The organism is Paenibacillus sp. WG02 (genome assembly GCF_055396115.1).
On sequence record NZ_AP036016.1, the window covers coordinates 370,929 to 395,806 of the forward strand.

Consider the following 24,878-nt stretch of genomic DNA (forward strand, 5'->3'; position numbering starts at 1 on the left):
ACATAGGCTAGCAAAATTGTTTGTCGCAAAACGAATTTTATTATAGACACATTTGAATAATGGTGAATTAGGATGAAATATTCAGGAAGAATCGTTATTATATCGTTCGTAATAATATTGATCTTGGCCATAAGAATATATGGCAATCTTTATTATAACTATCCCTCTCTTCAATTTCCCTTATTTGGAATTTTTGTTGTGTTTGCTAGCTGGCTGCTAGGCACTCAGTATGATAAATTAAAGTTTCTTTCGGAAAAAGATAGTCTGACCACACTGTATAACAGGAGATTTATACTGGATACTTTTCCTAAGCTCGTCGCTTCGGTGGATAGAAACCAGGAGAAGTTGATTTTATATTTTATTGACGTGGATAATTTTAAAATAATCAACGACACCTGTGGGCATAAAATCGGTGATCAGGTACTGCACAGGATTGCAAATGTATTAATGCTTCATTCAGAAAAAAAGGATAAAATTGCTCGTTGGGCAGGGGATGAATTTTTGATCCTTTCCACTTGTTCGGATACTCGCCAAAAAGAGATGAGGATTAGTCGTATTCAGGACGAATTAAAGGCAGCCTCTCAAGAGTTCAAATTAGAGATTTCCGTTTCTATTGGAAGGGCTGTGTATCCCGATGAGGCGCAAACATTAGATGATTTACTTCATGCGGCGGATCAAGATATGTATTCTTTGAAATCTGATAGAAAATTATCATAGCAAAAAGAGACACTGTAAAAGTGTCTCTTTTTGCTATTTGCTGCAAAACGGCAAAAAGCACCCAACAGGGTGCCTATAAGAAGTCGCCGCAAACGTATGTATTAAGGATTGGCTATGATTTTACCATTTTGCCACTCAAATTCATATTCAAATTGTTCGGTTGAGCTATAAAGTTCTGGTGAGTACGGACGAACAATATGATTCTCTGATGCTTTGGCACCTAACGCAGATAGGGATAACATACAGGCAAACGCAAGAATTATTTTTGTTCTCATATTTCGATGCCTCCGCCACAATAGGATACCTCAATTGTAGGGGACATATGTTATTGGAGTATTATCACTGAGTAAATAACTTGTTTACAAAAGAGTCGTAGGAACCTATCGGGTATACGAAAAATCATTGAAGAATATAGCCCCTTAATAGAGGGAACGATGAGTTATTGTGGATCTATGTATGATCTTTACTGACTTGCTATAAACCAACAGGATGTAAACGACGTCTAGAATAAATATAAGAATGTACAGCATATTTAACAAGATTGAGTTCGGGTTCAGGGAATAGCACCAAATCGATGCGCACAGGGAACCCACCATTTTAGAGTAGGCGATGAAGATGGATTGGCCATACAGATCTTGTTTCAGCAGCATTCTTATAAATAGGATGGACATCATGAGATTGATTCCAAATGCGGAATACTTGCCCTCAGGATCATGAAATTCGATAGCCATTCCGTAGTGCAGCAGCAAAGCAATGACAAGTAAGGAGAGGACTATAGGTTTTATTGGCCATTTTGGAGATAGGCTTTTTGAGTAATAGAAAAATTGAAACAGGATGATACAGTCTAATAAAAACCATAGTAGGGTTACGATTTGCTGGAGCGGGTGGTAGGGCATGACGAGGGAAAAGAGAAATTCCCAAGTAATATTGGCACATAGAGCGACTATAGGCATTCCACAGGTTCGATCTCGGAACCCTTTATAAATGACCCATATATAAGCGATTGTCCAAAAAAAGACGATGCAAAATTGTAGAATACGTTCTATTTGAAGTGGTAAAAGGTGTTCCATATGTAATTAATTCGCATCCTTTCAGGGAATTCTCTTTGATAAATATGATTCATTTAGCTCGTCTATGCCTGTGAAATGCCCGACTTTCCAAGCGAAAGGCGGGTTTATTTATTATAAAAGTACTATTTTGGAGGGCGGAACTGGTGTTTTGTTAAGTTTGGCTATTATTTCATTCGACTTGACAATAGAAATAGAAAACATTATATTTAACCACATGGTTAAGTATCGCGATGAAGATATTTTAAATGATGTTTTTTCAGTTCTTTCTGATCCTACGAGACGAGAGATGATTATGCGGTTAGCCAAAGGCGAGATGACGGTTATGAAATTAGCTGAGCCTTTTAAAATGTCATTACCTGCGGTGTCCAAGCATCTAAAGGTTCTGGAAAAGGCTGGTTTGGTTTCTGTGCGGAAAGAAGGGAGGTATCGCTATTACTATTTAAATCCAGCATCAATTGACTGTGCAAATCAATGGCTAACGGATTTACGGCAATTCTGGACTTCACAACTATCGAGACTTGAACACTTTTTGGACCAAAATACAAACAATGACTAAAGGAGTTAATAAACATGATTCATATGGAAGCAGGCAAATTTACACTTGGGCTCAATCATACCTACAAGGCCAGCAAAGATAGAGTATTTCAAGCATGGACGAAACAAGAACTGCTGAAACAATGGTGGGGACCAGAAGGCTTTACCACGACCATTGATCGAATGGATGTTGTTGAAGGGGGAAGTTACCGATTCATTATGCAAGCTCCCAATGGAGCAAATCATATTATTGGTGGCAAATATATGGCGATTATCCCTAATGAGAAGCTAGTTTTTACTTGGAAATGGGAGCATGAAGGCACTGGCAAGGAACAAGAGGATACGGTGGTTACCATCGAATTTATCCAGCAGGGTACAGGAACTGAACTTGTAGTTACGCATGAGAACTTCTCTACAAAGGAAGAAGCAGAGAATCATACCAATGGTTGGAGCAGTTCATTAGAAGGCAACTTAAAGAAATATTTGGAGCAGCATGTCTAATAAATCAATTTGGAGGTTATTTCATTGACTAGTCAAAATTATAAAAATCATCGCAGATTCCACCCGATTTACCATTATTTTTTGCCCTTACTCTTGCTAGCTATATTGGTAGGAGTTGCCGCTCTATTAATTAGAGAAGGACTAAGCCTCTCCTCCATTGTTATCTTGCTCATCTTCGTCTATATAACAGTAAGTTTCTTCTTAATGAGATCTTATCCGTTAAAAGCACAAGACAGAGCCATTAAAGCGGAGCAGAACCTCAGGTATTACGTAATGACAGGAAAATTGCTTGATTCTCGGTTAACTTTTGGTCAAATTGCTGCCTTGCGTTTTGCTAGCGATGCTGAGTTTCTTGAGTTATGCCAGAAGGCAGCATCGCAAAATTTAAGCTCAGATGATATTAAAAAAGGGATTAAGAATTGGAAAGGCGATACTGATAGAGTGTAAGGGGCTCATAACTCTGATCAAAACATTCAAAATGAAGACACCCGAGAGGGTGTCTTTTACTATCTGAGGGACTTAATTGGGAGGATAAGGCAGGATGTTTTCGAATACATAGCCTCGGCTAGGTCTAATCCATTCTTAGGGCGGAATATTTAGCATTAGGTATCCATAGACGGTTTTTCACTCAAAATGCTATTTGTTATAATTAATAGGACTGATACGAATGAAAATAAGTAAGGAGTTGGCTGGAGTGAATCATACAGAGATGTTAGGACGCAGGAGCGAAATTTTGAGACGTATCATTGGAAATCTGATTATTAAGGATAATCAGTTTGGTTTGAGTGAACAAGAAAATAACTGTTTTAAAGATATGGTTAAAAAGTTTCATAGAAGTAACTATGAGTTGCACGCTAGTAGGAAACAAGTATAGTTTCTATATGTAATAAGTTGATAGGTACTAGAAGACACCGTTTTAGGTGTCTTTTTGTGGTGTAACAAGATAAGATTAGTCAATAATCGATAGAGAGTAGGAGTGTATCAACTTGGTAAAGTCTGAGAAAACCATTTATTTCATCCTAGCTATGGTGGTCATTTCGTGGGGCTTAAATATTGTAATGGTGAAATATCTTACACAGTTTATTTCACCCATGCTTGTAGCCGCAATTAGGATGCCGCTTGCTGGAATTGTGTTGCTTCCGTTTGTATTTAAAAAGTTTGGATTCTATAAACCTAATGCAAAGCAGTGGGGACTTCTTTTTCTGATAGGGCTAACGTCGATCTTCTTTCATCAGTTGTTTTTAGCTTATGGGGTTGTAACGACTACAGCTACGAATGCATCACTGATACTAGGATTAAATCCGCTAACTACCGCTCTGCTTGCATCCATTTTTATTGGGGAAAAATTCAGTATGAGATTAGGCCTTGGCATTCTGTTTGGATTCTCAGGGGTCGTTCTGGTCGTAACCTCCAAATCGGCTGATAGTTCGGTTGGTTTATCTGGATGGGGAGATCTCATTATGCTTCTATCCATGTTGGGTTATGTTGTTGGCGCATTGTTCATCAAGAAGTTGTCGACAACGTCCATCCCAACTTTAGTCGTCACTGCCTATTCCACACTAATTGGGGGAGTTCTTTTAAATCTGGGAACAGTGACCTTCTTTGGCCCTTCGTCATATACTCAGATTCATTTGCCAGCCACGGCTTGGGCTGTTATGTTGATGTCAGCTTGGGGAGCATCTTCTCTAGGTACACTAGGGTGGAATCATGGCATTAAATTTCTAGGTGCCAACAAAACAGCTATGTTTCTGAACGGGCTGCCTTTTGCCAGTATGGTTGGGGGAATTATTTTTTTGGATGAAAAAATCGGTTGGATTCACGTTGTGGCCTTTATTCTTACTACGGTTGGTATTGTGATAGGGACTTTAAAGAAAAGAGAGAGCAGGCTTTCTTCTGTAGGTGGAAAATCTGTTGAAATCTAGACCCAAGCGAAAGCGAGGGGAGTACCGCCGAGAGGAAAGCAAGAAGTTCGCTGACTATTTGGTAACGGAGTACCCATGGGAGTAAATTTTTGAAATAAAAACCAAGCAGATGGGAACTCTAATTAGCAAAAAGGAGCTGCGAACATGAATATCATGGAAGTAATCAGTGATGCGGTTAAGCCCTTTCTAGATGGTGAAAAGCCGCCTTTAAACGTCGGAGAAGTCATGAATCTGTGGTTTTATTTGACTGCAACGGAACAAACCATGCGCGGCGAACAGGTATCTTATAATATTGTTGAGGATCTTGAACTTAAGGAAAAGTTGAAAGAGGTCATTAACGATGTTCATGGTCCCATATTTGCAGAGTTAACAGAGTTTTTAAAAGCAGAAGGCGTCCCTCTGCCCGAGGCATCGCCGGATAAACCGATTGGCGATTTTCGGAATATTCCGGAGGGCTCCAAACTGTCTGATGAGGAGATAGCGAGTCTACACACCTTCAATATTGTACTGGGCATAAATTATGCTTGTCGGGGCATGACAGAGTCCGTACGGCCGGATGTTGCAGCAATGTTTGCCAAATTTCAGATAAAGAAGTTTACATATTCGATAACGTTAAAAGATTTATTGATGAGAAAAGGATGGTTAAGAACACCCCCCCTATTTCAAATCGGAAGTCATGTAAGTTAGGTTAGGTTAAGTTAAGTTAAGGAAACGTAAAATCGGAACTTTGTTAGCTCGCACAAAAAGCACCTGAGAGGGTGCTTTTTGATTTGTATGTTAGTGAAGCGTGAAAAGTTTATGAACGATGATGGGCTAAAATTTTTGTGTTGCTCTTAAATCCTACGGCATTTGAGCCTTAATCCCTGCAAGTGCTTCACTTATCTTCGTTTCAAGCTTAAAAGTGCTTTCTTTTTCTGCATTCATTTGACGGGATAGGGAAATCATGGAGGTGAGTGAGCCTTGAACGGCATTGGTATCTTCTTTTTTTGCGCCTTGTTTAAAAGCGCTCCATATCGGGGAGAGGCTGGTTTGAACCGTTTTGATAGCACCTTGCTTAGCTTTAATCTGAACATTTATGGGGTCTATATCATTCAGGCTGCTGCGAATTTTCTTCGTTGCCTTGGATGCTTTGTCTTTAGCGGCTTGGGAAGCTTTTACTTTGGCGCTGATGTCGAACCGAGCTAGTTGTACGGGGATTCTCATAGCAGCAGCTTGGATTCTTAGCATTGCGTTCAAGCTTTTGCTGTTCAGCAATCGGGCGGCTTCGATTTGTTTGTTTAGCGCGGTATATTGAGATAATAATGGTTGATGCCGAGCTCTCGTTCGCGTGATCTCCTCCTCCAATTTCGCCAATTTGGCGGAATCGATATCTTTGGCCTGCTTGCCCAGCTCAGTCGATGTATCCTTATTTCTGCTATGCAGGGTGTTGATCTTGGCGTCCCAGTCCTGTTCTTGCTTCTGAAGAGTAAGGAACTCGCTGTAAAGTGAACTGATTTTATTCGCTTGTGTTTGAGGTGCGCCGGCAATCGTTTTGTCGAGAGAGGCTTGAATCGTGGTTGTGATTTCGATCGAAGCGGCTGATGCCAATTCTGCTGGAATAGCTGAGGCGAGGGCTAAAGCGGTGAGCAAAGCAGTGAAATTTTTCAATAGAAAACCTCCTTCAAGTTTGAAAATGGGATGTGAATACAACAAAAAAAGCACCTGCAAGAAAGGCCATCGGCCTTCTCTTACGGGTGCTTCCGTCGTAAGTATTTCACATGAATATGATAGGAGTACTATACCAAGCCGCCGTGGCAGGTGTCAATAAGAACACCAAATTTGCACCGAGTGATACATGTGAATTACACTAGCTAGGACTGGTAAAATAACCACGACCAAAGGATGGAACAACCATGATGAATCAACTTTCGATCAATGACTTAAAACAGTTCAAGAACGAACTGACAAGATTTATGATGACGTATAAGTTTGCACTGGATGAAATAGAGACCAGAATTGAAATTCTCGTACAGGAATTCGAAATGCTGCATGAATATAACCCGATTGAACATACCAAATCTCGCTTGAAGTCACCGGAAAGTATCTTTCACAAGCTGAGCAGAAAGGGAGGCGATCTCTCATTCTCAGGGATTAAGGAGAGTATTAAGGACATCGCGGGGATGCGGATTACGTGTTCGTTTGTCTCTGATATTTATGTCATAAGCCAGATGCTGAAGAGTCAAAGCGACCTTAAAGTACTGGATGAGAAGGATTATATTAAGAATCCGAAGCCTAATGGCTACCAAAGCCTTCATTTGATCATCGAAGTTCCTGTACATTTATCGGATCGACTAGAAAGTGTGTGCATCGAAGTTCAGATTCGAACGATTGCGATGGACTTTTGGGCTAGTCTGGAGCATAAAATCTATTATAAGTTCAATCAAGGCAATCAAGCTGTACCCGCGCGGCTTCTGGATGAATTAAAGCAAGCGGCTGCCGCCGCGTCAGCTTTGGATCTGCAAATGGAACGCTTGCATGCCGAAATTGAAGTTATTAAAGAAGAGCAATCGGAATCCATGGACGATAAGTTGAATCGAATTATCATTAACAATCAGCAATTTGCGCTGCCACAAGCCTTGCTGGAGCTTTTAAATGATGAGGAGGTGAAGTAGTATCCGCTAATTGGATGACGCCCCTTTTCATTTCTGTGGTATAATCAAAGGAACGGAATTAGAAGGGTGCGAGTAAATGAATACTTTTGAAGACTGGAATCAAAAAGTAAAGTCAACGTTCAACGCTACAAGTAATGAAGTCGTATTAACGGTTATGGAAGCGGGAGAGTCATTAGGTCTTTCTAAGGACCAGATGAAGCTCTATGTGGACAAAAACAAGTTAACCAAAGTGCCAATTATGAGAAGTGTTCATCGCTACCTATTATTAAAAAGTGAAATTGATGAGATTGTGGGGAAATTATGAGTAACGACAATCAAAACTATGCGAATCATCGTAGAATGCATCCGCCGTTTCATTTCGTTTACAGTGTACTGGCGTTGGGTTTAGTGATTCTATCATTTATCCAGCTTGTTAGGTCAGTGCAATCCGGGGCAGACGTTCTGCCCGCGGTTATTTTTCTGCTCATTTCTATCATTTTAGTCATTGTATTCCTACTGGTCCGGTCCTACCCGTTAAAAGCGCAGGATCGTGCGATACGGGCCGAAGAGAATCTAAGGCACTATGTCTTGACCCAGAAGCTGTTGGATACTAAGCTCACGATGGGGCAAATTACCGCTTTGCGCTTTGCTTCCGATCAGGAGTTTCCTACACTTTGTAAGAAGGCTGCTGCAGAGCAGTTGTCACCAGACGCGATTAAGAAGTCGATTAAGAGCTGGAGAAGCGATACCTACCGAATATAGTGCTTTTTTTCGAAAAGAGAAAGACACATCCGTGACGGATTGTGTCTTTTTTTGTTTAAATTAGTTATTTAATCCTAGGACTTCTGGTACAATTTCATTAGGCGCCTTGAAGCGCCGATTCTAAAATGAGGTGTATCATGGGCCGTATGATGTTTAGCAAAACCTATCAGAACTTTCTGCATAAATTCGCTGAAGATAAGCAAGAGTACGGGAAAGTTTTTCTCTTATTCGCTTATTTATTTTGTGTCGTTTCAGCATCGACCATCGGGAGAACTGCGGCAGATACGCTTTTTTTAAGCCGATTTGATAATTCCTATTTGTCCCTCATGTACTTGCCGCAGGCTCTGGTTATGATCACGGCGGGCATCCTTTTTCAGCGGTACTCACCGAAGGTGCGGTTGGAAAGCCTTATGAAGATCTTAATTCCGCTTATCTCGACACTGGTTCTAGTTTCTAGGTTTGGTGTGGGACTTGAGCTGCGGTGGGTGTTTCCCGTTATCTATATCGGCTTTGATGTGTTTAATTTCCTGATGATCGTTTGTTTCTGGCAGTTCGCCACATCCGTGATGAACCAGAGGAAAGCGAAGCAGATGATTGGAATCGTAGGAAGCGGCGGGATTACGGGAGGGATTTTAAGCGGTTTTGGGCTAAAAGCACTCGTTCCGCTCGTAGGCACGGCGAATCTGATTTATTTTTATGCGGGTCTACAGCTGCTCGGTTTGGTGGCCGTTTATTTGATATTAAGCTTCGCTAAGGAAACGATAGAGGCCAAACCGGCACAGCCTAGGACAACAACGGCGAAGCAGGCTGTACAGCGGAAATCAGGTTTATTCGCGAGTGTTCCTCATCTGAAATATGTCGCCATTTTATCCGCAGCACTTGTATTATCACTGACATTAATCGATTATCAATTCAAGGTGATCCTGAGAGGGACTTTGCAGAATGAGGCTTTGGCTGGATTTATGGGCAGCTTCTATGGCTTCTCCGGGTTGATTGCTTTATTTGTACAATTGTTTATATCCAGTCGCATTTTGACGCGATTCGGCGTGATGACCGCCTTGCTTGTCTTTCCTATTACCTTAATTGCCGGTAGTTTCGGCATTCTAGTTCTACCTGTTCTGGCTATGGCTGTCATCGTGAAGGGAAGCGATAAAGTTGTTGGAGATACGCTTTACTCGTCCGTGAGCCAATTAGTCATGTTTCCCGTTCCGCCGGAATGGCGGGGCAGAGCGAAGAGCTTCCTGGACGGCATAGTCCGAAATGGGGCCAAAGGGTTGGCGGCCATTTGTTTACTTGTCGTAACGCGGCTGCTAGCTCCTGAACAACTGAGTTATATTGTGTTGGTTTTGCTTGTGATTGGTATTGTGGCGGGTGTGAAAGTGAAGAAAGCCTATCTGCATACCCTCTTGTCCAATCTCAAAACAGGGGGAGACGATCTTCAGAAGGTTGAGCTCAATCTGATGGACCCAGCCAGTCGGCAAATCCTGATTGATGCGCTATCCAGCTCAGATAAGCAGCAAGCCTTGTATGCTTTCGGTCTTTTACGAGAGATGGACTCTTTCGACTTAACGCCTCATTTGGACGGGCTGCTGCATCATTCAACTCCTGGAATGTGTATAGAAGCCTTGGACTATGTGGAGCAAAAGGTGCCAGGCGGATTTGAACCTATTCTTCAATCCTTGGCGGCAATCGACAACAATCAGGTGAAAGCAAAAGCCATTCTAGCGCTAGCGGCGTACGCCAAAGAGGAATATGTGGATGAAATAACCGTTCATTTAGATGATCAGTCGGTGGAAGTACAAGCAGCTGCCATCGCTGGATTGGTCAAATATTATAGCATTGAGGGGATGTTTCGAGCCGTCGGGAAACTGAAGCAAATGATGGAAAGCGGGCAGGAAGAAGAACGGATCGCGATGGCTGCTTTATTCGGACAAATTCGGGTGAAAAACTTCTATAAACCGTTAATTTCTCTCCTACAGGACAGCAGTCCGCTGGTGCGAATACGTGCTTTGGAATCTGCGGCTATTCTTCATGTACCTCCATTAATTGTACCGATTATTGCCATGCTAAAAGACAGCGAAACCCGGCGTTACGCCACCCAGGCTCTCGCTGCTTATGATGAGCAGGATATTTTGCCGCAGTTAGCGCCTTATTTGAACCAGATAGAGATTGGCTTGTATCTGCCAGCCGTATTCGAACGAATTGCAACGCAAAGAGCCTTCGATATGCTCTTCGACTGTTACGAGGCTGCCCGCTATGACATGCGGGATCGGATTTTGGAATCGCTGCTTCGCATGCATAAGCGACTGCCTTTTGTGGACAGCCAGCAAGTAGAGACTTATATTTTCCATGAATTAAAGCTGCATGGACAGTTTGCTGAACACGGGGCGAGTATGATTGGGGTAGAAGGCTTCGCTGATATCGAGAATATCGTTAGAGAAATTCGAACAGCGATCAGTCGACGCATCTTCCAGTTGTTATCGCTCATCTATGAAGAGAAGACGATGCAGGCTGTCTATCTCGACTGGTCCGAAGGGGATTCCAGGCAGCAGGCCAATGCGGAAGAAGTGATCGATCAAACGCTGCGAGGAAGCCTGCGCACGGAAATGACGGCATTCATGTCAGGCTCAAGCAAAATGGTGAGGAATTCGGTAACGGACTTGCCGCTCAGCGAACATTTGAACTGGCTATCCGCGCAAGGGGATGACTGGCTCAAGCAAGCGATACAGCATCACACCGAGAACAAGTTGGGAACTTCACCAAATGAGGATCTATCCGATCTGATGCATCGGGTGCACTTGCTCCGTCATGTATCTCTGTTCCAAGGGATGACAAGCAGAGATTTATCTGTTATTGCACGGAGATTACATAAGCTGAGTGTTGAGAAGGGAGCTGTCATCATTCAGGAGGGGGATATGGGAGATTCCCTGATGATTATGGATGAAGGCCGAGCAGGCGTTTACCGCAGCGGGCAGCCGCTAGGCGAGGTGAAGCGGGGAGATTGCTTCGGTGAAATGGCGATTCTGACTCAGGGAGTCCGAACAGCTACCATTCGAGCCGATGAAGATGTTCTTCTGTGGCGACTGGATTCCTCCGTTTTCTACGATATGATGTTCGATCAGACCAGCATTGCGGTTGAAATGATGAAGCTGCTATCCCGCAGGCTGCGATCCGAATTGGAGCGGGGACAGGCAGCGGATAAGCCTGAACTGGACCAAAGGCACGCAGAAGTCGCAGCGACGGTGCAATTGCCTGAAACCAGGCCAACCGAAGGCTGGACGAAGGACGAAGTCATTTTACGGCGGATCCTCGTGCTGCAAAAAATAGAATTGTTCGTTCATCTAGCCCCGGAGGATTTCATATGGCTCGCTCAAAGGGTGGAAGAAGTCGCCTACGAACCTGGAGAAGTCATCTGCCGAGCAGGTGATTTCGGAGATACCATGTATGGCATTATCGAAGGAAGCATCCGTGTGCATAGAGGCAGTGAAGAGTACGCGGTCTTACAGGAAGGTGCGTTCTTCGGCGAGATGGCGATTATTGACAGCGGTCCTCGCTCGGCCGACTGCACGGCGAAGGAGGCTGCCGTGCTGCTGCAGCTTCATCGGGACCTGGTGCTGACCTTCTGTTTTCAGAATATTGATGTGCTGCGCAGCATGATGAGAGTTATTGCGGATCGGCTGCGTGGGATGGTTTAGAGGAACCGTAACATGCGCAGGAATGGGGAGGATAAATGGCTTACGCTGATCTTTTCGATGAGCCGTGTTAGTCACGGTTGATGCATAACATGCAGCGGAGGACTCCTAGTCATATTAAAGTTGTATTTTGTACAACATCTGGCTCGCAAATCCGCGTTTTTCCTGCGATTGTTGCAGAACATACAACAATTTTTCCCAAAAGTAGCTCTGTAGAATGAAATACGGTTAAATTGTTGCACAAAATACAACATTGTCAGTTTTGTAAGAAGAAACCATCGAAATTGTTGTATGCTATACAACTGCAGCTCATTTATAAGCCCATTCAGCTGAGCAAGCGCAAAAGAAGAAGCTTTTACTCACCCCTAAAAAATCTAGGCAAAAAAGGATGCTAACCGTGAATCGGTTTTGCATCCTTTTTACTTTTCTCTCTATGCAGTGCTACATGGCGTATACACTTTTGATAATAATTTCAGGCAATTCTGCGCGTTGTGCTTCATATTGCTCAGGCGTAATGCTGCCGCTGGACAGCCGTAAGTTCAATTGTTCAGTTAACTCTGCTAATTGAAGCTCAATGACTTTTTGAACATCAACCTTGTTAGCTTGGGCGATATCTGCAAGAGATAGCCCATTATACTGGGCGATGTAAATATCTTCCTCCGAGGATAGCCCAAGTACATGCAGCAGATCTTCTTTTATAGGAACAGTATTCTGTTTATTTGCAATTGGATTAGCTCTTAAAGGATCAATCCATGTGGTTCTACCCATGCTTAAGGTAAGGGCCATTGTACTGATCATGAGCATTTGTTTCCTGTTCATTGGTTCCTCTTTTCTAGGGATAAAACATTTGGTTATCATGTTTAACGCCGCACAAAAGTCATGTGCCAACTATCTGAACGACTCAAGGATCGCGAGTTCTTGGCTGTATTTACGGCACTTACGAGTAGGAAAATAAGCAAATCCTCGCCAGTTGTATTATTGACTAATACTTTACGAGGCGTTAAATCACCAGCCCCTCCTCGGGCTATAAAGACGCCAGGCGAGGGTTCGGCCTCTATTTTGATAGCAAAAGCCTCGTTGTTAAATAAGAAGTTGATATCCCTCAAAATTAACTTTTGTTTACTTTTCACACGAATAAGTATTTGCTGTAGCAGTATCGTTTTCCTAGCGCCAACCGAGATTGGCGAGTTACCGCCTACGATGCCATTAAGTTGCAGCACTATCTCAACTCCCCCAAACATTTTGTGTTTCAGTATATTCGAGTAAATGCCAAGTGGAATGGGGGGATATACCTGAATAAACGATTTAGACGATTTTTAAACACGTTAGAGGCAATAAAAAAAAGAGCGTCTCCCGTGGAGGCGCTCTTCTGTGTCTATCCCACTGACATTAGGACTGCCAGGCTCCAATGATAATGCCGGCAATCATATAGGATACCAAGTGGTAACCGATGGTGATGAAATACAACTGCAGCTTGCTATTCTCAAACAAATAATTCATCCCGATTTTCAGCGAAATGCTCAGCCCGATAAGCAGGCCAATCGTAAGCCCAGTCAACCAAGTTGTCTCACTGCCAAGCGTTAAGAGAAAGGCCAAGATAAAGGAGCCCCCTAATGCTGTTAGTGCCGTGAGGATGTAAGTGATGGGGCCTCCGACTTTCATCTCTTCCATTTTCATATTGCGCAGCTTGACCCATGCATTTCCGAATAAGACCGGGGAATACCACAGGAAACCAAGGACCATGGTGCTTAACGTCGCCACAAGTACGGCAAGGTAGTTTATTTCTGATAGATTCAAGATTTCAGCCCCCATTAATAAGTGAATTAAGTGTATAGGAGCATTGTATCGTGTAGTTTCTTGCTTGTAAAAGCTTATTTACTAGCATGTATCTGGTACGAAAGTATACCATCAGACCCTGCGAAGGTAGTAGATATAAATTACTCTAAAGGACGAAGTCACGAATCGTATGGCGAGATACAATAGGTTTGTAAGCAAGATCAGAACAAGAAGGAGGCAGGGCAGCGCGATGATTCGTTTGAAAAGCAAAGTGATGATCGTTTCACTCAGCCTCTCGACTTTCCTCATTATGGGTACAGCTTACGCCTACTCAGATGTAAGTGCGCCTCTGCAAAATTGGTACAAAGCAAGTTTCCAGCAGGGATCGAAAGAAATGAATGCTATGGTCCAACAAGGGTTGGACAAAGCTTCTCAATCCTTGAGCGTATCGGCGAATGAATCGGCATCCAAGGCAAAAGCCAACTTGAAGAAGATGGCAGATGACACTAGTCATAAGGCTATCGACAGCATAGAGGCGGCTCGCCAATCCTATGTGGGTCAGATCGAAAGCGCGGCAGAGCTTGCTAAGACGGGAGCTGCAGCAGATTTCGACAAGTATGTAAGTGCTTCGAAAAGTGCGAACGACCGTGAAGTCGATCAATGGGCTCAGGAAACGATTCAAGGATTAACGTCGAAGCTGGGCAACTAGTCAGTCATGGTGAGTTATGGGTTCACCTCAGGTGAATGCAATGAAACAATATACTATTCTAAGGGAGATTGATGAATGATGAAAGCATTGAAAAGTAAATTAGCCATTGGTGTTATTGCAACAGGTTTAGTAGCAGGTATGGGTACAGCATTCGCAGCAACAGACGCTGGCGGCCAACTTCAAAGCTGGTACTCCTCAGCATCAGCTATCACCAAAGGATTAATCGCTGGAGACGTTGCAAGCTATGTAGCTGCTAACAAAGAAAAAATGGTTACTGATTACAAAAATATCAATAACTCCGCAGTAAATGACGTGAAAACAGCAGGTACAACTGAAACAACGCGTGTACAAGGTTCCATCAACGGTCAACTGAACACTTACACGGCTGCTATCGATAGTCAAAATGGAAGTATCAAAGGCAGTATGCCAGGCGAGTACGACCGTTTTATTAATGGTACGAACGCTATTAACAACGGTGTAGTTGACGGTATTGGTTTTGTAGCCAAATTAGACATTACGAAAGATGTTAATGACCAAGGTAAAACATCCGTAAACAACTTGACTACGGCTGTAGGTACGACTCAATCTCAAGCAGCAACTGCTTTGACTACGAAAATCGAAGCTACAAAAACAGAACTTAACACATTGCTTGCTGCTGAAAGAACAGCTGCATCCCAAGAAATTAAGGACAACTTAGCAGCAAAAATCGCAGCTAAATTAGCAGAACTTCAAGCTCTTGCTGATTCTTTGGAAGAAGCAAACAAAAAAGGCATCAATGAAAAAGGTGTTTCCCTTGAAGCTGCTGGCAAAACAGCATTGGAAAATATCGTAATCAACGGATTGAAATAATAACATAGGCGAACAGGCCCCGGTGACGGGGCCTCAAGCTTACTTTTATTCACTATGAGGAGAAGGAGGAATTAAAATGGTCACCAGAAATGAAAAGCAACGCAACCTGAAATCCAAACGGATTGTCGCAGCTGGAATTGTTTCTTTAACTGTTGTATTTACGGCGTCGGCCGGAATTTCCTATGCGGACATTGATATTGCGGGCTCCATGGCTTCTTGGTTCAATAAGAAAACAGAGCAAGTCATCCAAGGCTTGGATCAATCGATGAAGTCAGAGACCGAAACGCAGAAGGAACGGTTGAAGAAAGAATTGCAGCTTCGACTCGAAGCATCTTCCAGAAGCTTGGAATCATTCACGGAGGAACAGAAGCGAATTCGTCTCCAGGCTCTTGGACAGTATGCGCAATCTTTGCTCGCCAGTACGGATATCAAGACCGCACAAGATCGTCAGCAGATCTTGAATAAGCTTCAAGCGATTGTGGATAGCGCACAGGGGGCGATGGATACATTAGCGAACAGCTATGTTCCGCCTGCGCTCGTGTTCACGCCTAGCCCGCCGGTTGTCTTGGTTCTGCCGCCAGGGGCAACGGGACCGCTGCCTGCACCAGCAGGACCTATTCAACCACCAGTCCCAGTCCCAGTCCCTGTACCAGCTCCTGCGCCACAGCCGCCAGCAGTAACGGATGATGTCTATGGACATCAACCCAAACCAGCAACCGTGGTTAATGTAACGTATAACAAACAATAATTGGACAGACTTCTGAGATTGAGGTGCGAGCAGTGATGACGGAAGAAATCTTGGAGCTTAGACAGCCTGCAGTCAGGAAAAAAAGTGAAGTATGGGGTTGGATTCGATTCATTCTACTCCTGACTTTGGCCTTTATTTTGATCAATAACATGATTGGGCTTACGAAAGTTTCGGGTAATTCCATGAACCCTTCCTTACAGAACGGCAATATACTGCTGATGAATAAAATATCGTTGTTCTTTTCAATGCCTAAATATGGAGATGTCGTCGTTATTAAGGATGAGCGACTAGGCTTTAGCATTATCAAACGTGTTATCGCTGTTCAAGGAGATCGCGTACTCATTCGTGATGGTGTCATCTTCGTGAACGAAACTCCGCTGCCGGAGCTGTATACAGCTGGGAAGTCGGAGGATATGCCTATGCAGACAATTCCGAGCGGACACCTGTTCGTTGTCGGAGATAATCGGAATTTGGGTGAGAGCAAGGACAGTCGGGATCCTTCATTAGGGCCTGTTCATATCAAAGATGTGAAGGGTTATGCGGTCTTCTCGTTATTTCCTATGCACAAGATCGCGAAGCCGCTTGACCTATAAGGCAAAAAGATCCGGCGGGTTATGATCCCGGCGGATCTTTCCTTGTATTTATCGCTGCATTTCGAACTGTACGAGTCCTTTGGATAGGGCATATAAGGCGGCTTGCGTGCGATCAGCCAAAGCTAATTTGGCTAACACCTGACTCACATGCTTTTTCACCGTAAATTCCGTAATGTACAGGGAGCTGGCGATTTCCTTATTCGAAAGACCTTTGCCAAGAGACATCAGGACTTCTAGCTCTTTGGGTGTTAGTTCGGAGAGCTCCTGCTCTTCGCTGTGGGATTTGTTACCCATCATAGATCCCATTAAGACAGGATCATAGTATTTACGACCACGGGCAACGCTTTCAACCGCATATAACAAGTCTTCGGGAAACGCTTCCTTCAAGCAGATGCCTTCAACCTGTAAAGATTGGGCTAATTGAAGCTCACTTCGAGTTACCGAAGAGGTTAAAATGATATATTTGCAAGTATGTCCCAACCGCCTGGCTTCTCGAATCAAGTCCAGTCCATTTTCGTTCCCCAAATTTAAATCAACGAGTACAAGATCAGGCTTTGTCTGCTCCAGGAGCCGTAGAGCCTCCTTCGCATTCGCGGCTTCCCCAACAACATTCATCGATTGGCCGGATGATACAACCGTGCGAATTCCTTTGCGAACAAGCGGGTGATCATCAAGGATAATCATATTAACCAAGCGGGTTCCCTCCAAAAAGATCTCAGCTATGTTATACTAAAATAGTACAAAATACCTATTACTATTTTCCTATGTTTATCAATTGGCTCCATTGTATAACAAAATATGCCAAAAGACCATTAAGAATTCATAAAGTTTAGGAGAAGTTGGGCATGTCCTTACATAACCGAACGAGCTTATATTTATTTTTTGGCTGCAGATGGGCGTTACTGCTGTCTGGACTCATCCTTTATTCAAAGGATGGCGGTGTAACGCCCGAACTGCTGTTGGCCGCGGTGCTTTTTCAGACGATATACAGTCTATTACAGTTAAATAAAATTCGTAGAAAAGTGGCGATTACGGTCGCTATTGCGGATTTAATCTTTGGGATTTATTTGCTTGGGTTGACGGGCGGCCTTTCCAGTCCGTTCTTAATCTATAGTTTTACAGGTCTCTTGATGGTCAAACCATTTGTGAGCTGGAGACAGTACTATCCGATCTTATTGTTTTATGCAGCCGGTATCCCGATTCTGTTTGCTATGACATCAGGCATTCTCATATATAAATATGTGCTGGCTCATTTTAATTACGGATTTATCGTATTCGCATTCTTTTGCTTAGTCAGTCTAATACACTATGTACAGCAAGATGTACGAAAACAATTTCGTAAGCTAATCATGATCTATTCTTCCAGGCAGATGACTTCACAGGCAATGAAACAAGGAATGATTTCCTATGTAGAGGAGCTGCTGCAGCGTATTTTAGATGATCGGGAAGTTATCCTTTGCGTGGAAAGAGCCTCTCGTTACGAAAAGGTTCAAAGTTGGAAGCATACATATTTTACGAATTATATGAAGCAAAATAGGCCGCATAGCCAGAAGATTTACACCCAACTACCATCGCCTACAGGCGAAGTTGTGCCTTACTACATACAAGTCCTTCTGGATCGTAGCGGGAAAAAGTATGGCTGGCTGCTTGTAAAATCAGGCAAGAACGAATTGTCTATTTTGCATAAAATTTATATTCAATTTATCCTCATGAAGCTGGAAGCTTTCCATTTCGTCAACGAGGAATTGCTGGATACTCAAGAAACGGCTGTCGCCCTCGAACGCGATGTCATAGCTCAAAATATTCACGATGGTATCGCTCAGGAGCTTTTCTTTATCTCGATTCAGCTGTTTCAATTGAAAAATGCGCTACCCCCGAATGTTCGCGAGGAGACGCTTCCTTATGTGATGGAGATTGAGAAAAAAGTGAAAGAAAGTCATCGTGATATTCGACAATTCATCATTGAGCTTAAGGATGAGAAGAGAAAATTCAATCTCCATAGTGCCATTGAGAAGCTGCTGCACCGTATTACTGAACATACCGAGGTGGTGCCAACCTTCGAGAACATCGGTTGGGCAGCGCATGAGCAGCTTGATATCGAAGAAGCGATTTATCACTTGGTAGAGGAAGCAGCCAACAACGTCATTAAACATGCCAAAGCCAAACATATTCATGTGAGGATTGAAGTCACTAGTGTGCAATGGTCGATTACCATTAAGGATGATGGCATCGGAATGCAGACATCCGAGGTGTACGTGCAGAGGAGATTTGGGCTGAGTGGCATGGAGAATCGGATTAAAGCCTTGAATGGAGCGATTTCTTTTCATTCCGAAGCTGCCATGGGCACGACGGTTACAGCCTACATTCCACGTGAGAGGAGCATTGCCTATGTATAAAGTAGTCATTGCCGATGACCATTGTATCGTAAGAGAAGGTCTTCATATTTTGCTTAAAAGCTGTGGGGATTACGCGGTTACGGGTGAGGCGGCGAACGGAGATGAAGCCATTTCGCAATCATTAGCGTTAGTGCCCGATCTTCTATTGACGGATTTGAAGATGCCTGGTACTTCGATTATTGAAGGGGCTAAGACTCTTAAAATTAGGAATCCGCAAATGAAAATTATTATTTTAACAGCTGTTGATGAGAGTGAGGATATCTATCGGGCTTTCAACGCGGGGATTGACGGATATTTGATGAAAGATACGAGTCCGGAAATGATTCTATCCACCATTGAGGATGTCATGAAAGGTGCCTCTATTTTCCACCCGAAGGAAAACAACAGCGATCAACCAGATACTAGAAGGAGTTCACTATAATGAATTTACAACGATTCGGCCAACTGCCTGTCCATCAGCTATTGATGGCGATCATTGGCAGTATGTCCTCTATCTGTACACTGAGCGGCTTGTCGTACTGGTTGGTTAGCGGCAACGCGGAATCTAAGCTGTATATGATGACCTCGTTTACGGTTTCCCTTTTTGCCTGGGGGATGTATGCGATTCAGAAAAGTATGTCGAAAGACAGTCAATATACGAATCTGATAACCCCATCCTTACTATTTTTGGTGATTGTTGTTATCACACTGTACAACCCTGTAGCTTTGCAGCAGATGTGGGTTGCCCTTATCTTTTTCCCTATTATGCTCAGTTTATTGGTGGAACTTAGGGTGTATGTAGTTGGTTCTGTCATTTTTTCACTGTATTTCTTACTCTTTCAAATTTTTGGTCCCACGTATGGGAATGACGACGGATTCTCTCCCATTATTATGGCGACGACAAAAGGTGTCTATGCATTAGGCTGTGTGATCTTAGGCGGGATTATTATTACATCCTTTAATCAACATAAATGGCGCGTCGAAGCTGCCGCTTTCCAGCAGCAGAAACAGCAAGTGATCAACATCTTGCAATGCTTCATCCCAGTTGGAGAACGGAAAACACAAACGTCGCGTAAAGAAATCGGTGAAATGAGTGTTCTCCTCAAAGCACTAGTGAATGAATATGGAAGCTTGCGTGTGCAAGATTGGGAGATTGATTTATTGTCACTTTTGCATTTTGTAAGCAGGGTCAAGCTGCCGGATTATATGTTTGAAAAAGAAGGGAAATTGACCGAGTTTGAGTTCGAAGTGGTGCAGGAGCACTGCTTCATGGCGAAGGAATTGTGCGAAGGTATCCCTGATTTTCAAGAGGTCGAGAAAGCGTTCCTTTATCATCATGAAAAAGTAGATGGCACCGGCTATCCGTATCGGCTCGCGGGCGATCAGATACCGCTGCTGTCGCAGATGCTCGGCTTGGTGGAAGTGTTCCTCGCCATGACGACGCCGCGGTCATATCGACAGGCCACGTCGCCGAGAGAAGCGTACGCTGAAATTCAGAAGCTAGTCGGACATGCTTTTCGAGCTGACATTGTAGATGCCTTTGGGAAAGTGATCGATTGAAAAAGAACACATAATCTCCGTCTAACATGTGGCATATTAGTAACAGTCTATGTTGACTGTACCAATCCACAGAAGGCAAGGAGTGAATCTTCAATCGTGAAGTACATGCGAATTCTGACGATCGTGCTCGCCATGCTGCTCGGGCAAGCGACGATGGCATCTGCTGATGGTTCTTATCATTTTGGGTTTAAGAAAAGCGTAAACGGACAGCCTCCATCTATTGATGAAGAAGGCTTCAAAGGCCTTTTGAAGCAGCGAGGGGCTATTTTTACAGGGGATCCAGCTGTCAAGGAATTGTACTTAACCTTCGATAATGGTTATGAGCAGGGCTATACCGGTAAGATTCTGGACGTGCTGAAGGAGAAGCAGGTACCCGCGATTTTCTTCGTGACGGGACATTATATCAAGACAGAGCCAGAACTGTTAAAGCGAATGGCCCAGGAAGGTCATTTGATCGGCAACCATTCTTGGAGTCATCCGGATATGAGTCAAATATCGGCAGAGCGCATTCAGAAAGAACTGAGTCAAGTGAAAACCGAAGTCAGCGCTCTTACTGGGCAAAAGGAAATGCGATATCTGCGCGCGCCGCGGGGGATATTTAGCGGCCAATCGTTAGCCGTTAGTCAGGGACTTGGCTATACGAACGTATTTTGGTCCGTCGCTTACCGCGATTGGGAGCCGAAGCACCAGAAGGGCTGGGAGTATGCGTACAAAAATGTGATGGCCCAACTGCATCCAGGTGCCGTCATTTTGCTCCATTCGGTGTCCAAGGATAATACGGAAGCGCTGGCGAGAATCATTGACGATGCGAAGAGTAAGGGATACCAGTTCAAGAGTCTCGATGAGATGCAAAGTCGGACGCCATAAAAGCTAAGAAGGATGCCCAGGGAGGGCATCCTTCTTTTGTATATCTACATTTTAAGCACTTTTACTCAAGTAGTTCTCAATCGTCGATTGAGATTTCTTCTCTTGCAGCCATGTAGTAGATAGGGTAGACAACTTTTGGTTGGTTAATGTTGTTTTAATATCCTCCTTTTTCTCTTCTAGTGTAGGTGTGTAGGCCGCTTTACGGTCCGTTACTTTAATAATGTCGTAACCAGTACTTGTCTGAACGGCACTGCTTGTTTCACCTACAGCTAAGGCGAAGGCCGCGGTGTCGAAGGTTGCTTCCATTTTACCGCTAGAGATGTAACCAAGAGCTCCGGCTGTATCTTTGGTTGCAGTGTCTAGGGATTTGTCTTTGGCAAGCGTTGCAAAGTCCGTACCTTTTTTCAACTCAGCGAGAATGGCATCTGCTTCTTCTTTGGTCGTGACCGAGATGTGAGAAGCCTGAATTTGCTCAGGGACCTTCAATGATTCGATATTTGCATCATAATATTGTTTGATTTCATCATCCGAAATCGTAATTTGAGGTTCTAGAATTTTTTTCAAGAGAACTTGAGTCTTTATATTTTTCTTTAGATCGTCTAATGTCATACCGTAAGAGGTGAGTGCTTGCTGAAACTCATCATTAGAAGCGTAGGAACTTTGAATAGATGAGATTTCTTTCTGAATATCTTCATCTGTGATTTGAATGCCCGTCTTCTGTGCTTCTTGGTTAATAAGTTCATCAGAGATTAAAGAGTCCAGTGTCTGCTGACCGCCACTTACCAGCATGGCTTTATAGAGCTGGTCCGTGCTGATATTGACGCCATTAACCTTTGCTACGGCTGATGATGCTGCTGATGCCTGATCGGTTTTCTTAAGAGGAGGATAGACGATGAGATAAGCGATAAGACTGAGCAGCAGAAGAGAAGATACCCATTTCCTTGTACGATTTGCTGATATATGTTTATTCAATATGAATGCTCCCTTCGGTTTCAGTAATTGGAATGACTTGACCTGTTGCCTATTATGCCGATTGAAACTGAAGCCCACTTGAAAGCTGACTGAAAGTTTGATGAATAGATAGGCTGAATCTGCCATTAACAAGGGGCATTCCATTTAATTATATTGTACACAAATTAATTGTTGACAATGTTAAATGGAATTGGTATGATTCATTCATAAAGTTGTTTCAAATTAAATTGCTAACAAATATAAAATAAAATGACCATGAAGCATCCAAGGAGGCGTTCCTATGCATCACAAAGCGATTATTATCGGAACCGAACCAGCGGGGTTAACCGCAGCGATTTACCTGGCAAGGGCGAACATGTCGCCTTTAGTTATAGAAGGTATCCAGCCTGGAGGGCAGTTAACTACCACCACAGAAGTAGACAACTTCCCAGGATTCCCGGATGGCATCACGGGGCCGGAGCTAATGGACAATATGCGCAAACAGGCGCTGCGTTTCGGTGCTACGATTCAGTCAGGTCGGGTCACTGAAGTCGATATGTCCAAACGTCCATTCACTTTGTTCTTAGAGGATGGAGGGCAATTGACAGCGGACTCATTGATCATTTCCACAGGGGCAACGGCTAAGAAACTGGGTATCCCCGGTGAATCCGATAATATTGGGAAAGGCGTAAGCACTTGTGCAACCTGCGATGGATTTTTCTTCAGGAATAAGAAGATTATCGTGATCGGCGGTGGGGATACAGCGATGGAAGAGGCGCAGTTCTTGACTCGATTCGCTTCCGAAGTGCGCGTTGTGCATCGTCGTAACGATCTGAAAGCATCGAAAATCATGCAGGATCACGCCCGCGGCAATCAAAAGGTTGCTTGGAGCCTCAACCGGACACCGCTTGAAGTTGTGGCTGGACCTCTTGGAGTCACTGGACTTAAGGTGCTTAACAACGAAACTGGTGAGGAAGAACTGCTGGAGGCTGATGGTATTTTTCTAGCGATCGGGCATACTCCGAATACTGGCTTCCTAGGCGGACAACTGCCAACAGATGAGCTCGGATATTTGCAGGTTATTCCCGGAACCTCACAAACGACCGTTCCCGGCGTATTCGCCTGTGGGGATGTGCAGGATCGCATCTATCGCCAAGCGATTACATCAGCAGGAAGCGGTTGTATGGCGGCACTAGATTGTGAGAGATATATTTCCGAACAGCATGCTTAATGCTTTTTAAGTAGATACTTTTGCTGCGCATCTACCTTGACAAACGCGTTCGTCCCTGAAGGACGACGGAGTCATTGATCCTTGTATAAAAGAACCTTTAGGAGGAATTAGCCATGTCAGTTAAACAAATTTCCGATGCCACTTTTAACAATGAGATTGAAGCGGGTATTGTCCTCGTAGATTTTTGGGCCCCTTGGTGCGGACCTTGTAAAATTATCGCTCCCATCCTAGATGAACTGTCTGCTGAGATCGGTGATGCAGCCAAAATCGTAAAAATCAACGTGGATGACAACCCAGAATCCGCTTCTAAATATAACGTTATGAGTATCCCAACATTGCTCGTTTTCAAAGATGGCCAATTGGTTGATCAACTGGTTGGGGTACAACCCAAAGAGAAGCTTAAAGCGGTTATTGAGAAAGCCTAACAAACAATAAATCATAACGAAACACTACGAGTCTAATAGGTTAAAACATATAAAATCACAGGAGGAATACGAATATGACACAGATACAAGAACGCACAGGGGTAGCAACAGTTGGAGGAAATCCAGTTACTTTGTTAGGACCGGAGATTAAGGTTGGGGATAAAGCGCCAGATTTTACAGTAAATAAGGATTTGATGACAGAGGTAAGCCTATCGGATTATGCAGGCAAAGTGAAGCTGATTTCGGTCGTCCCTTCCGTGGATACAGGTACATGCGATGCACAGACACGGCGTTTTAATGTGGAAGCAGATAAGCTAGGAGATAACGTCGCCATTTTGACAATTTCGGTGGATCTTCCTTTTGCACTGAGTCGTTTCTGCGGGGCAGCTGGCATTGATAAAGTCGTAACCTTGTCTGATTATAAAAACCGCGCTTTCGGCCAAGCGTATGGCGTTTTAATTAAAGAGATTCAGCTTGATCAGCGTGCGATCTTCATCTTGGATGAGAACAATACCGTTCGTTATGTGGAGTATTTAACGGAGATGAAGGAGCATCCGAATTATGATGCAGCTTTAGAGGCTTTGCGTGAGCTTGTGTAAGAAATAAAGAGAGCAGCATTCCCTATGGGGATTGCTGCTCTTATTTATTTAGGGGTAAGGTGAAGCTTAGAATCTTACCCCCTATTTAGCATGTTTGGGCTGAGTTGAGAATGGGGATGTCTGCATATTTATCGGCCTGGGTAAGTGACTAGGCTATTGCTTTGAAATCGAATGGACCGAAGGACCCGAAAATTGGGGTGTCTTGTTTTCTGTGCTTAAGAAGAATGGGGGTTAGGAAGGAAAGTTGTACAACGTACAACAATTCCCTTGATTTCTACTGGGCAAGCTAAGGATTGTTGTATTTGGTACAACAATTGAGCCTATTTCTCTCCTATAGAGCTACTTTTGGCAGAAAATGTTGTATTTT

General features: G+C 43.6%; 30 protein-coding genes. 22 read left to right on the forward strand and 8 right to left on the reverse strand.

Translation table 11 applies throughout. The features are described from left to right. Nucleotides 1-72: 72 nt before the first annotated feature. Complete coding sequence (locus ACBP55_RS01700) at nt 73-717, forward strand: GGDEF domain-containing protein (protein ID WP_464649277.1); 645 nt, start codon at nt 73-75, stop codon at nt 715-717. Between the two features lie 101 nt (nt 718-818). Here the strand turns inward: ACBP55_RS01700 and ACBP55_RS01705 are convergent, their stop codons facing one another. After that, on the reverse strand, nt 819-992 hold the full coding sequence (locus ACBP55_RS01705) for a hypothetical protein (RefSeq protein ID WP_154669612.1): 174 nt from the start codon (nt 990-992) through the stop codon (nt 819-821). Nucleotides 993-1,136: 144 nt separating this feature from the next. Next, nucleotides 1,137-1,787, reverse strand: coding sequence for a transmembrane-type terpene cyclase (locus tag ACBP55_RS01710; protein ID WP_464649279.1), 651 nt, complete (start codon nt 1,785-1,787; stop codon nt 1,137-1,139). A gap of 148 nt (nt 1,788-1,935) precedes the next feature. On the opposite strand from ACBP55_RS01710, the gene ACBP55_RS01715 reads away from it, so the two are divergent. From ACBP55_RS01715 to ACBP55_RS01740, 6 genes are all read left to right on the forward strand, one after another. Continuing rightward, on the forward strand, nt 1,936-2,343 hold the full coding sequence (locus tag ACBP55_RS01715) for an ArsR/SmtB family transcription factor (protein WP_464649281.1): 408 nt from the start codon (nt 1,936-1,938) through the stop codon (nt 2,341-2,343). A gap of 14 nt (nt 2,344-2,357) precedes the next feature. After that, nucleotides 2,358-2,822, forward strand: coding sequence for an SRPBCC family protein (locus tag ACBP55_RS01720; RefSeq protein WP_464649283.1), 465 nt, complete (start codon nt 2,358-2,360; stop codon nt 2,820-2,822). Nucleotides 2,823-2,846: 24 nt separating this feature from the next. Then, the gene (locus ACBP55_RS01725) at nt 2,847-3,269 is read left to right on the forward strand and encodes a DUF6526 family protein (RefSeq protein ID WP_464649285.1); all 423 of its coding nucleotides are present in this window, start codon (nt 2,847-2,849) and stop codon (nt 3,267-3,269) included. 247 nt (nt 3,270-3,516) lie between these two features. Then, the gene (locus tag ACBP55_RS01730; RefSeq protein WP_464649287.1) at nt 3,517-3,696 is read left to right on the forward strand and encodes a hypothetical protein; all 180 of its coding nucleotides are present in this window, start codon (nt 3,517-3,519) and stop codon (nt 3,694-3,696) included. Between the two features lie 112 nt (nt 3,697-3,808). Then, entirely contained in the window at nt 3,809-4,744 is a 936-nt protein-coding gene (locus tag ACBP55_RS01735) for a DMT family transporter (RefSeq protein ID WP_029196998.1), read from the forward strand. Between the two features lie 144 nt (nt 4,745-4,888). Then, complete coding sequence (locus ACBP55_RS01740; RefSeq protein WP_464649290.1) at nt 4,889-5,431, forward strand: DUF3231 family protein; 543 nt, start codon at nt 4,889-4,891, stop codon at nt 5,429-5,431. A gap of 153 nt (nt 5,432-5,584) precedes the next feature. On the opposite strand, the gene ACBP55_RS01745 is transcribed toward ACBP55_RS01740, so the two are convergent. Then, complete coding sequence (locus tag ACBP55_RS01745; protein WP_464649291.1) at nt 5,585-6,391, reverse strand: hypothetical protein; 807 nt, start codon at nt 6,389-6,391, stop codon at nt 5,585-5,587. Between the two features lie 248 nt (nt 6,392-6,639). On the opposite strand from ACBP55_RS01745, the gene ACBP55_RS01750 reads away from it, so the two are divergent. The 4 genes from ACBP55_RS01750 (at nt 6,640) to ACBP55_RS01765 (ending at nt 11,831) form a co-directional block, all read left to right on the forward strand. Continuing rightward, the gene (locus ACBP55_RS01750; RefSeq protein WP_036633739.1) at nt 6,640-7,395 is read left to right on the forward strand and encodes a GTP pyrophosphokinase; all 756 of its coding nucleotides are present in this window, start codon (nt 6,640-6,642) and stop codon (nt 7,393-7,395) included. Between the two features lie 76 nt (nt 7,396-7,471). Then, on the forward strand, nt 7,472-7,699 hold the full coding sequence (locus ACBP55_RS01755; protein WP_029196992.1) for a hypothetical protein: 228 nt from the start codon (nt 7,472-7,474) through the stop codon (nt 7,697-7,699). Further along, on the forward strand, nt 7,696-8,136 hold the full coding sequence (locus ACBP55_RS01760; RefSeq protein WP_464649293.1) for a DUF6526 family protein: 441 nt from the start codon (nt 7,696-7,698) through the stop codon (nt 8,134-8,136). The genes ACBP55_RS01755 and ACBP55_RS01760 overlap by 4 nt, the downstream gene beginning before the upstream one ends. 137 nt (nt 8,137-8,273) lie before the next feature. After that, complete coding sequence (locus ACBP55_RS01765) at nt 8,274-11,831, forward strand: Npt1/Npt2 family nucleotide transporter (protein ID WP_464649295.1); 3,558 nt, start codon at nt 8,274-8,276, stop codon at nt 11,829-11,831. 438 nt (nt 11,832-12,269) lie between these two features. Here ACBP55_RS01765 and ACBP55_RS01770 read toward each other — a convergent pair whose 3' ends face one another. The 3 genes from ACBP55_RS01770 to ACBP55_RS01780 form a co-directional block, all read right to left on the reverse strand. Then, nucleotides 12,270-12,647, reverse strand: a complete 378-nt coding sequence (locus tag ACBP55_RS01770; protein ID WP_464649297.1) for a hypothetical protein — start codon at nt 12,645-12,647, stop codon at nt 12,270-12,272. 41 nt (nt 12,648-12,688) lie between these two features. Beyond that, nucleotides 12,689-13,048, reverse strand: coding sequence for a hypothetical protein (locus ACBP55_RS01775; protein ID WP_464649298.1), 360 nt, complete (start codon nt 13,046-13,048; stop codon nt 12,689-12,691). Between the two features lie 169 nt (nt 13,049-13,217). Next, on the reverse strand, nt 13,218-13,625 hold the full coding sequence (locus ACBP55_RS01780; RefSeq protein WP_464649300.1) for a DUF1761 domain-containing protein: 408 nt from the start codon (nt 13,623-13,625) through the stop codon (nt 13,218-13,220). A 229-nt stretch (nt 13,626-13,854) separates the two neighbouring features. Between ACBP55_RS01780 and ACBP55_RS01785 the strand changes: the two genes are divergently transcribed. The 4 genes from ACBP55_RS01785 (at nt 13,855) to lepB (ending at nt 16,503) form a co-directional block, all read left to right on the forward strand. Beyond that, nucleotides 13,855-14,313 carry a hypothetical protein gene (locus ACBP55_RS01785; RefSeq protein ID WP_464649302.1) on the forward strand — a complete coding sequence of 153 codons (459 nt, stop codon included), beginning with the start codon at nt 13,855-13,857 and terminating at the stop codon, nt 14,311-14,313. Between the two features lie 75 nt (nt 14,314-14,388). Beyond that, a complete protein-coding gene (locus tag ACBP55_RS01790; RefSeq protein WP_029196983.1) occupies nt 14,389-15,162 on the forward strand; it encodes a hypothetical protein in 774 nt (257 codons plus the stop codon). 76 nt (nt 15,163-15,238) lie between these two features. Then, a complete protein-coding gene (locus ACBP55_RS01795) occupies nt 15,239-15,910 on the forward strand; it encodes a hypothetical protein (protein ID WP_464649304.1) in 672 nt (223 codons plus the stop codon). 35 nt (nt 15,911-15,945) lie between these two features. After that, complete coding sequence (gene lepB, locus ACBP55_RS01800) at nt 15,946-16,503, forward strand: signal peptidase I (protein WP_464649306.1); 558 nt, start codon at nt 15,946-15,948, stop codon at nt 16,501-16,503. A 48-nt stretch (nt 16,504-16,551) separates the two neighbouring features. On the opposite strand, the gene ACBP55_RS01805 is transcribed toward lepB, so the two are convergent. Next, nucleotides 16,552-17,187, reverse strand: a complete 636-nt coding sequence (locus ACBP55_RS01805; protein ID WP_464653203.1) for a response regulator — start codon at nt 17,185-17,187, stop codon at nt 16,552-16,554. Between the two features lie 161 nt (nt 17,188-17,348). Here ACBP55_RS01805 and ACBP55_RS01810 point away from each other — a divergent pair, with 161 nt between their 5' ends. The 4 genes from ACBP55_RS01810 (at nt 17,349) to pdaA (ending at nt 21,305) form a co-directional block, all read left to right on the forward strand. Continuing rightward, entirely contained in the window at nt 17,349-18,899 is a 1,551-nt protein-coding gene (locus ACBP55_RS01810) for a sensor histidine kinase (RefSeq protein WP_464649308.1), read from the forward strand. Further along, nucleotides 18,892-19,320 carry a response regulator gene (locus ACBP55_RS01815; protein WP_464649310.1) on the forward strand — a complete coding sequence of 143 codons (429 nt, stop codon included), beginning with the start codon at nt 18,892-18,894 and terminating at the stop codon, nt 19,318-19,320. The genes ACBP55_RS01810 and ACBP55_RS01815 overlap by 8 nt, the downstream gene beginning before the upstream one ends. Continuing rightward, complete coding sequence (locus ACBP55_RS01820; protein ID WP_464649312.1) at nt 19,320-20,438, forward strand: HD-GYP domain-containing protein; 1,119 nt, start codon at nt 19,320-19,322, stop codon at nt 20,436-20,438. The genes ACBP55_RS01815 and ACBP55_RS01820 overlap by 1 nt, the downstream gene beginning before the upstream one ends. Nucleotides 20,439-20,570: 132 nt before the next feature. Next, entirely contained in the window at nt 20,571-21,305 is a 735-nt protein-coding gene (gene pdaA, locus ACBP55_RS01825; protein WP_464653204.1) for a delta-lactam-biosynthetic de-N-acetylase, read from the forward strand. Nucleotides 21,306-21,356: 51 nt separating this feature from the next. On the opposite strand, the gene ACBP55_RS01830 is transcribed toward pdaA, so the two are convergent. Continuing rightward, nucleotides 21,357-22,277 carry a peptidyl-prolyl cis-trans isomerase gene (locus ACBP55_RS01830; protein ID WP_464649314.1) on the reverse strand — a complete coding sequence of 307 codons (921 nt, stop codon included), beginning with the start codon at nt 22,275-22,277 and terminating at the stop codon, nt 21,357-21,359. Between the two features lie 280 nt (nt 22,278-22,557). Between ACBP55_RS01830 and trxB the strand changes: the two genes are divergently transcribed. The 3 genes from trxB to tpx all read left to right on the forward strand — a co-directional run bounded on the left by trxB (nt 22,558) and on the right by tpx (nt 24,511). After that, the gene (gene trxB / locus ACBP55_RS01835; RefSeq protein WP_464649316.1) at nt 22,558-23,487 is read left to right on the forward strand and encodes a thioredoxin-disulfide reductase; all 930 of its coding nucleotides are present in this window, start codon (nt 22,558-22,560) and stop codon (nt 23,485-23,487) included. A gap of 113 nt (nt 23,488-23,600) precedes the next feature. After that, entirely contained in the window at nt 23,601-23,912 is a 312-nt protein-coding gene (trxA, locus tag ACBP55_RS01840) for a thioredoxin (RefSeq protein ID WP_464649318.1), read from the forward strand. 74 nt (nt 23,913-23,986) lie between these two features. After that, nucleotides 23,987-24,511 (forward strand): thiol peroxidase, encoded by a 525-nt coding sequence (tpx, locus tag ACBP55_RS01845; protein ID WP_464649320.1) that lies wholly within the window; start codon nt 23,987-23,989, stop codon nt 24,509-24,511. Nucleotides 24,512-24,878: the final 367 nt, after the last annotated feature.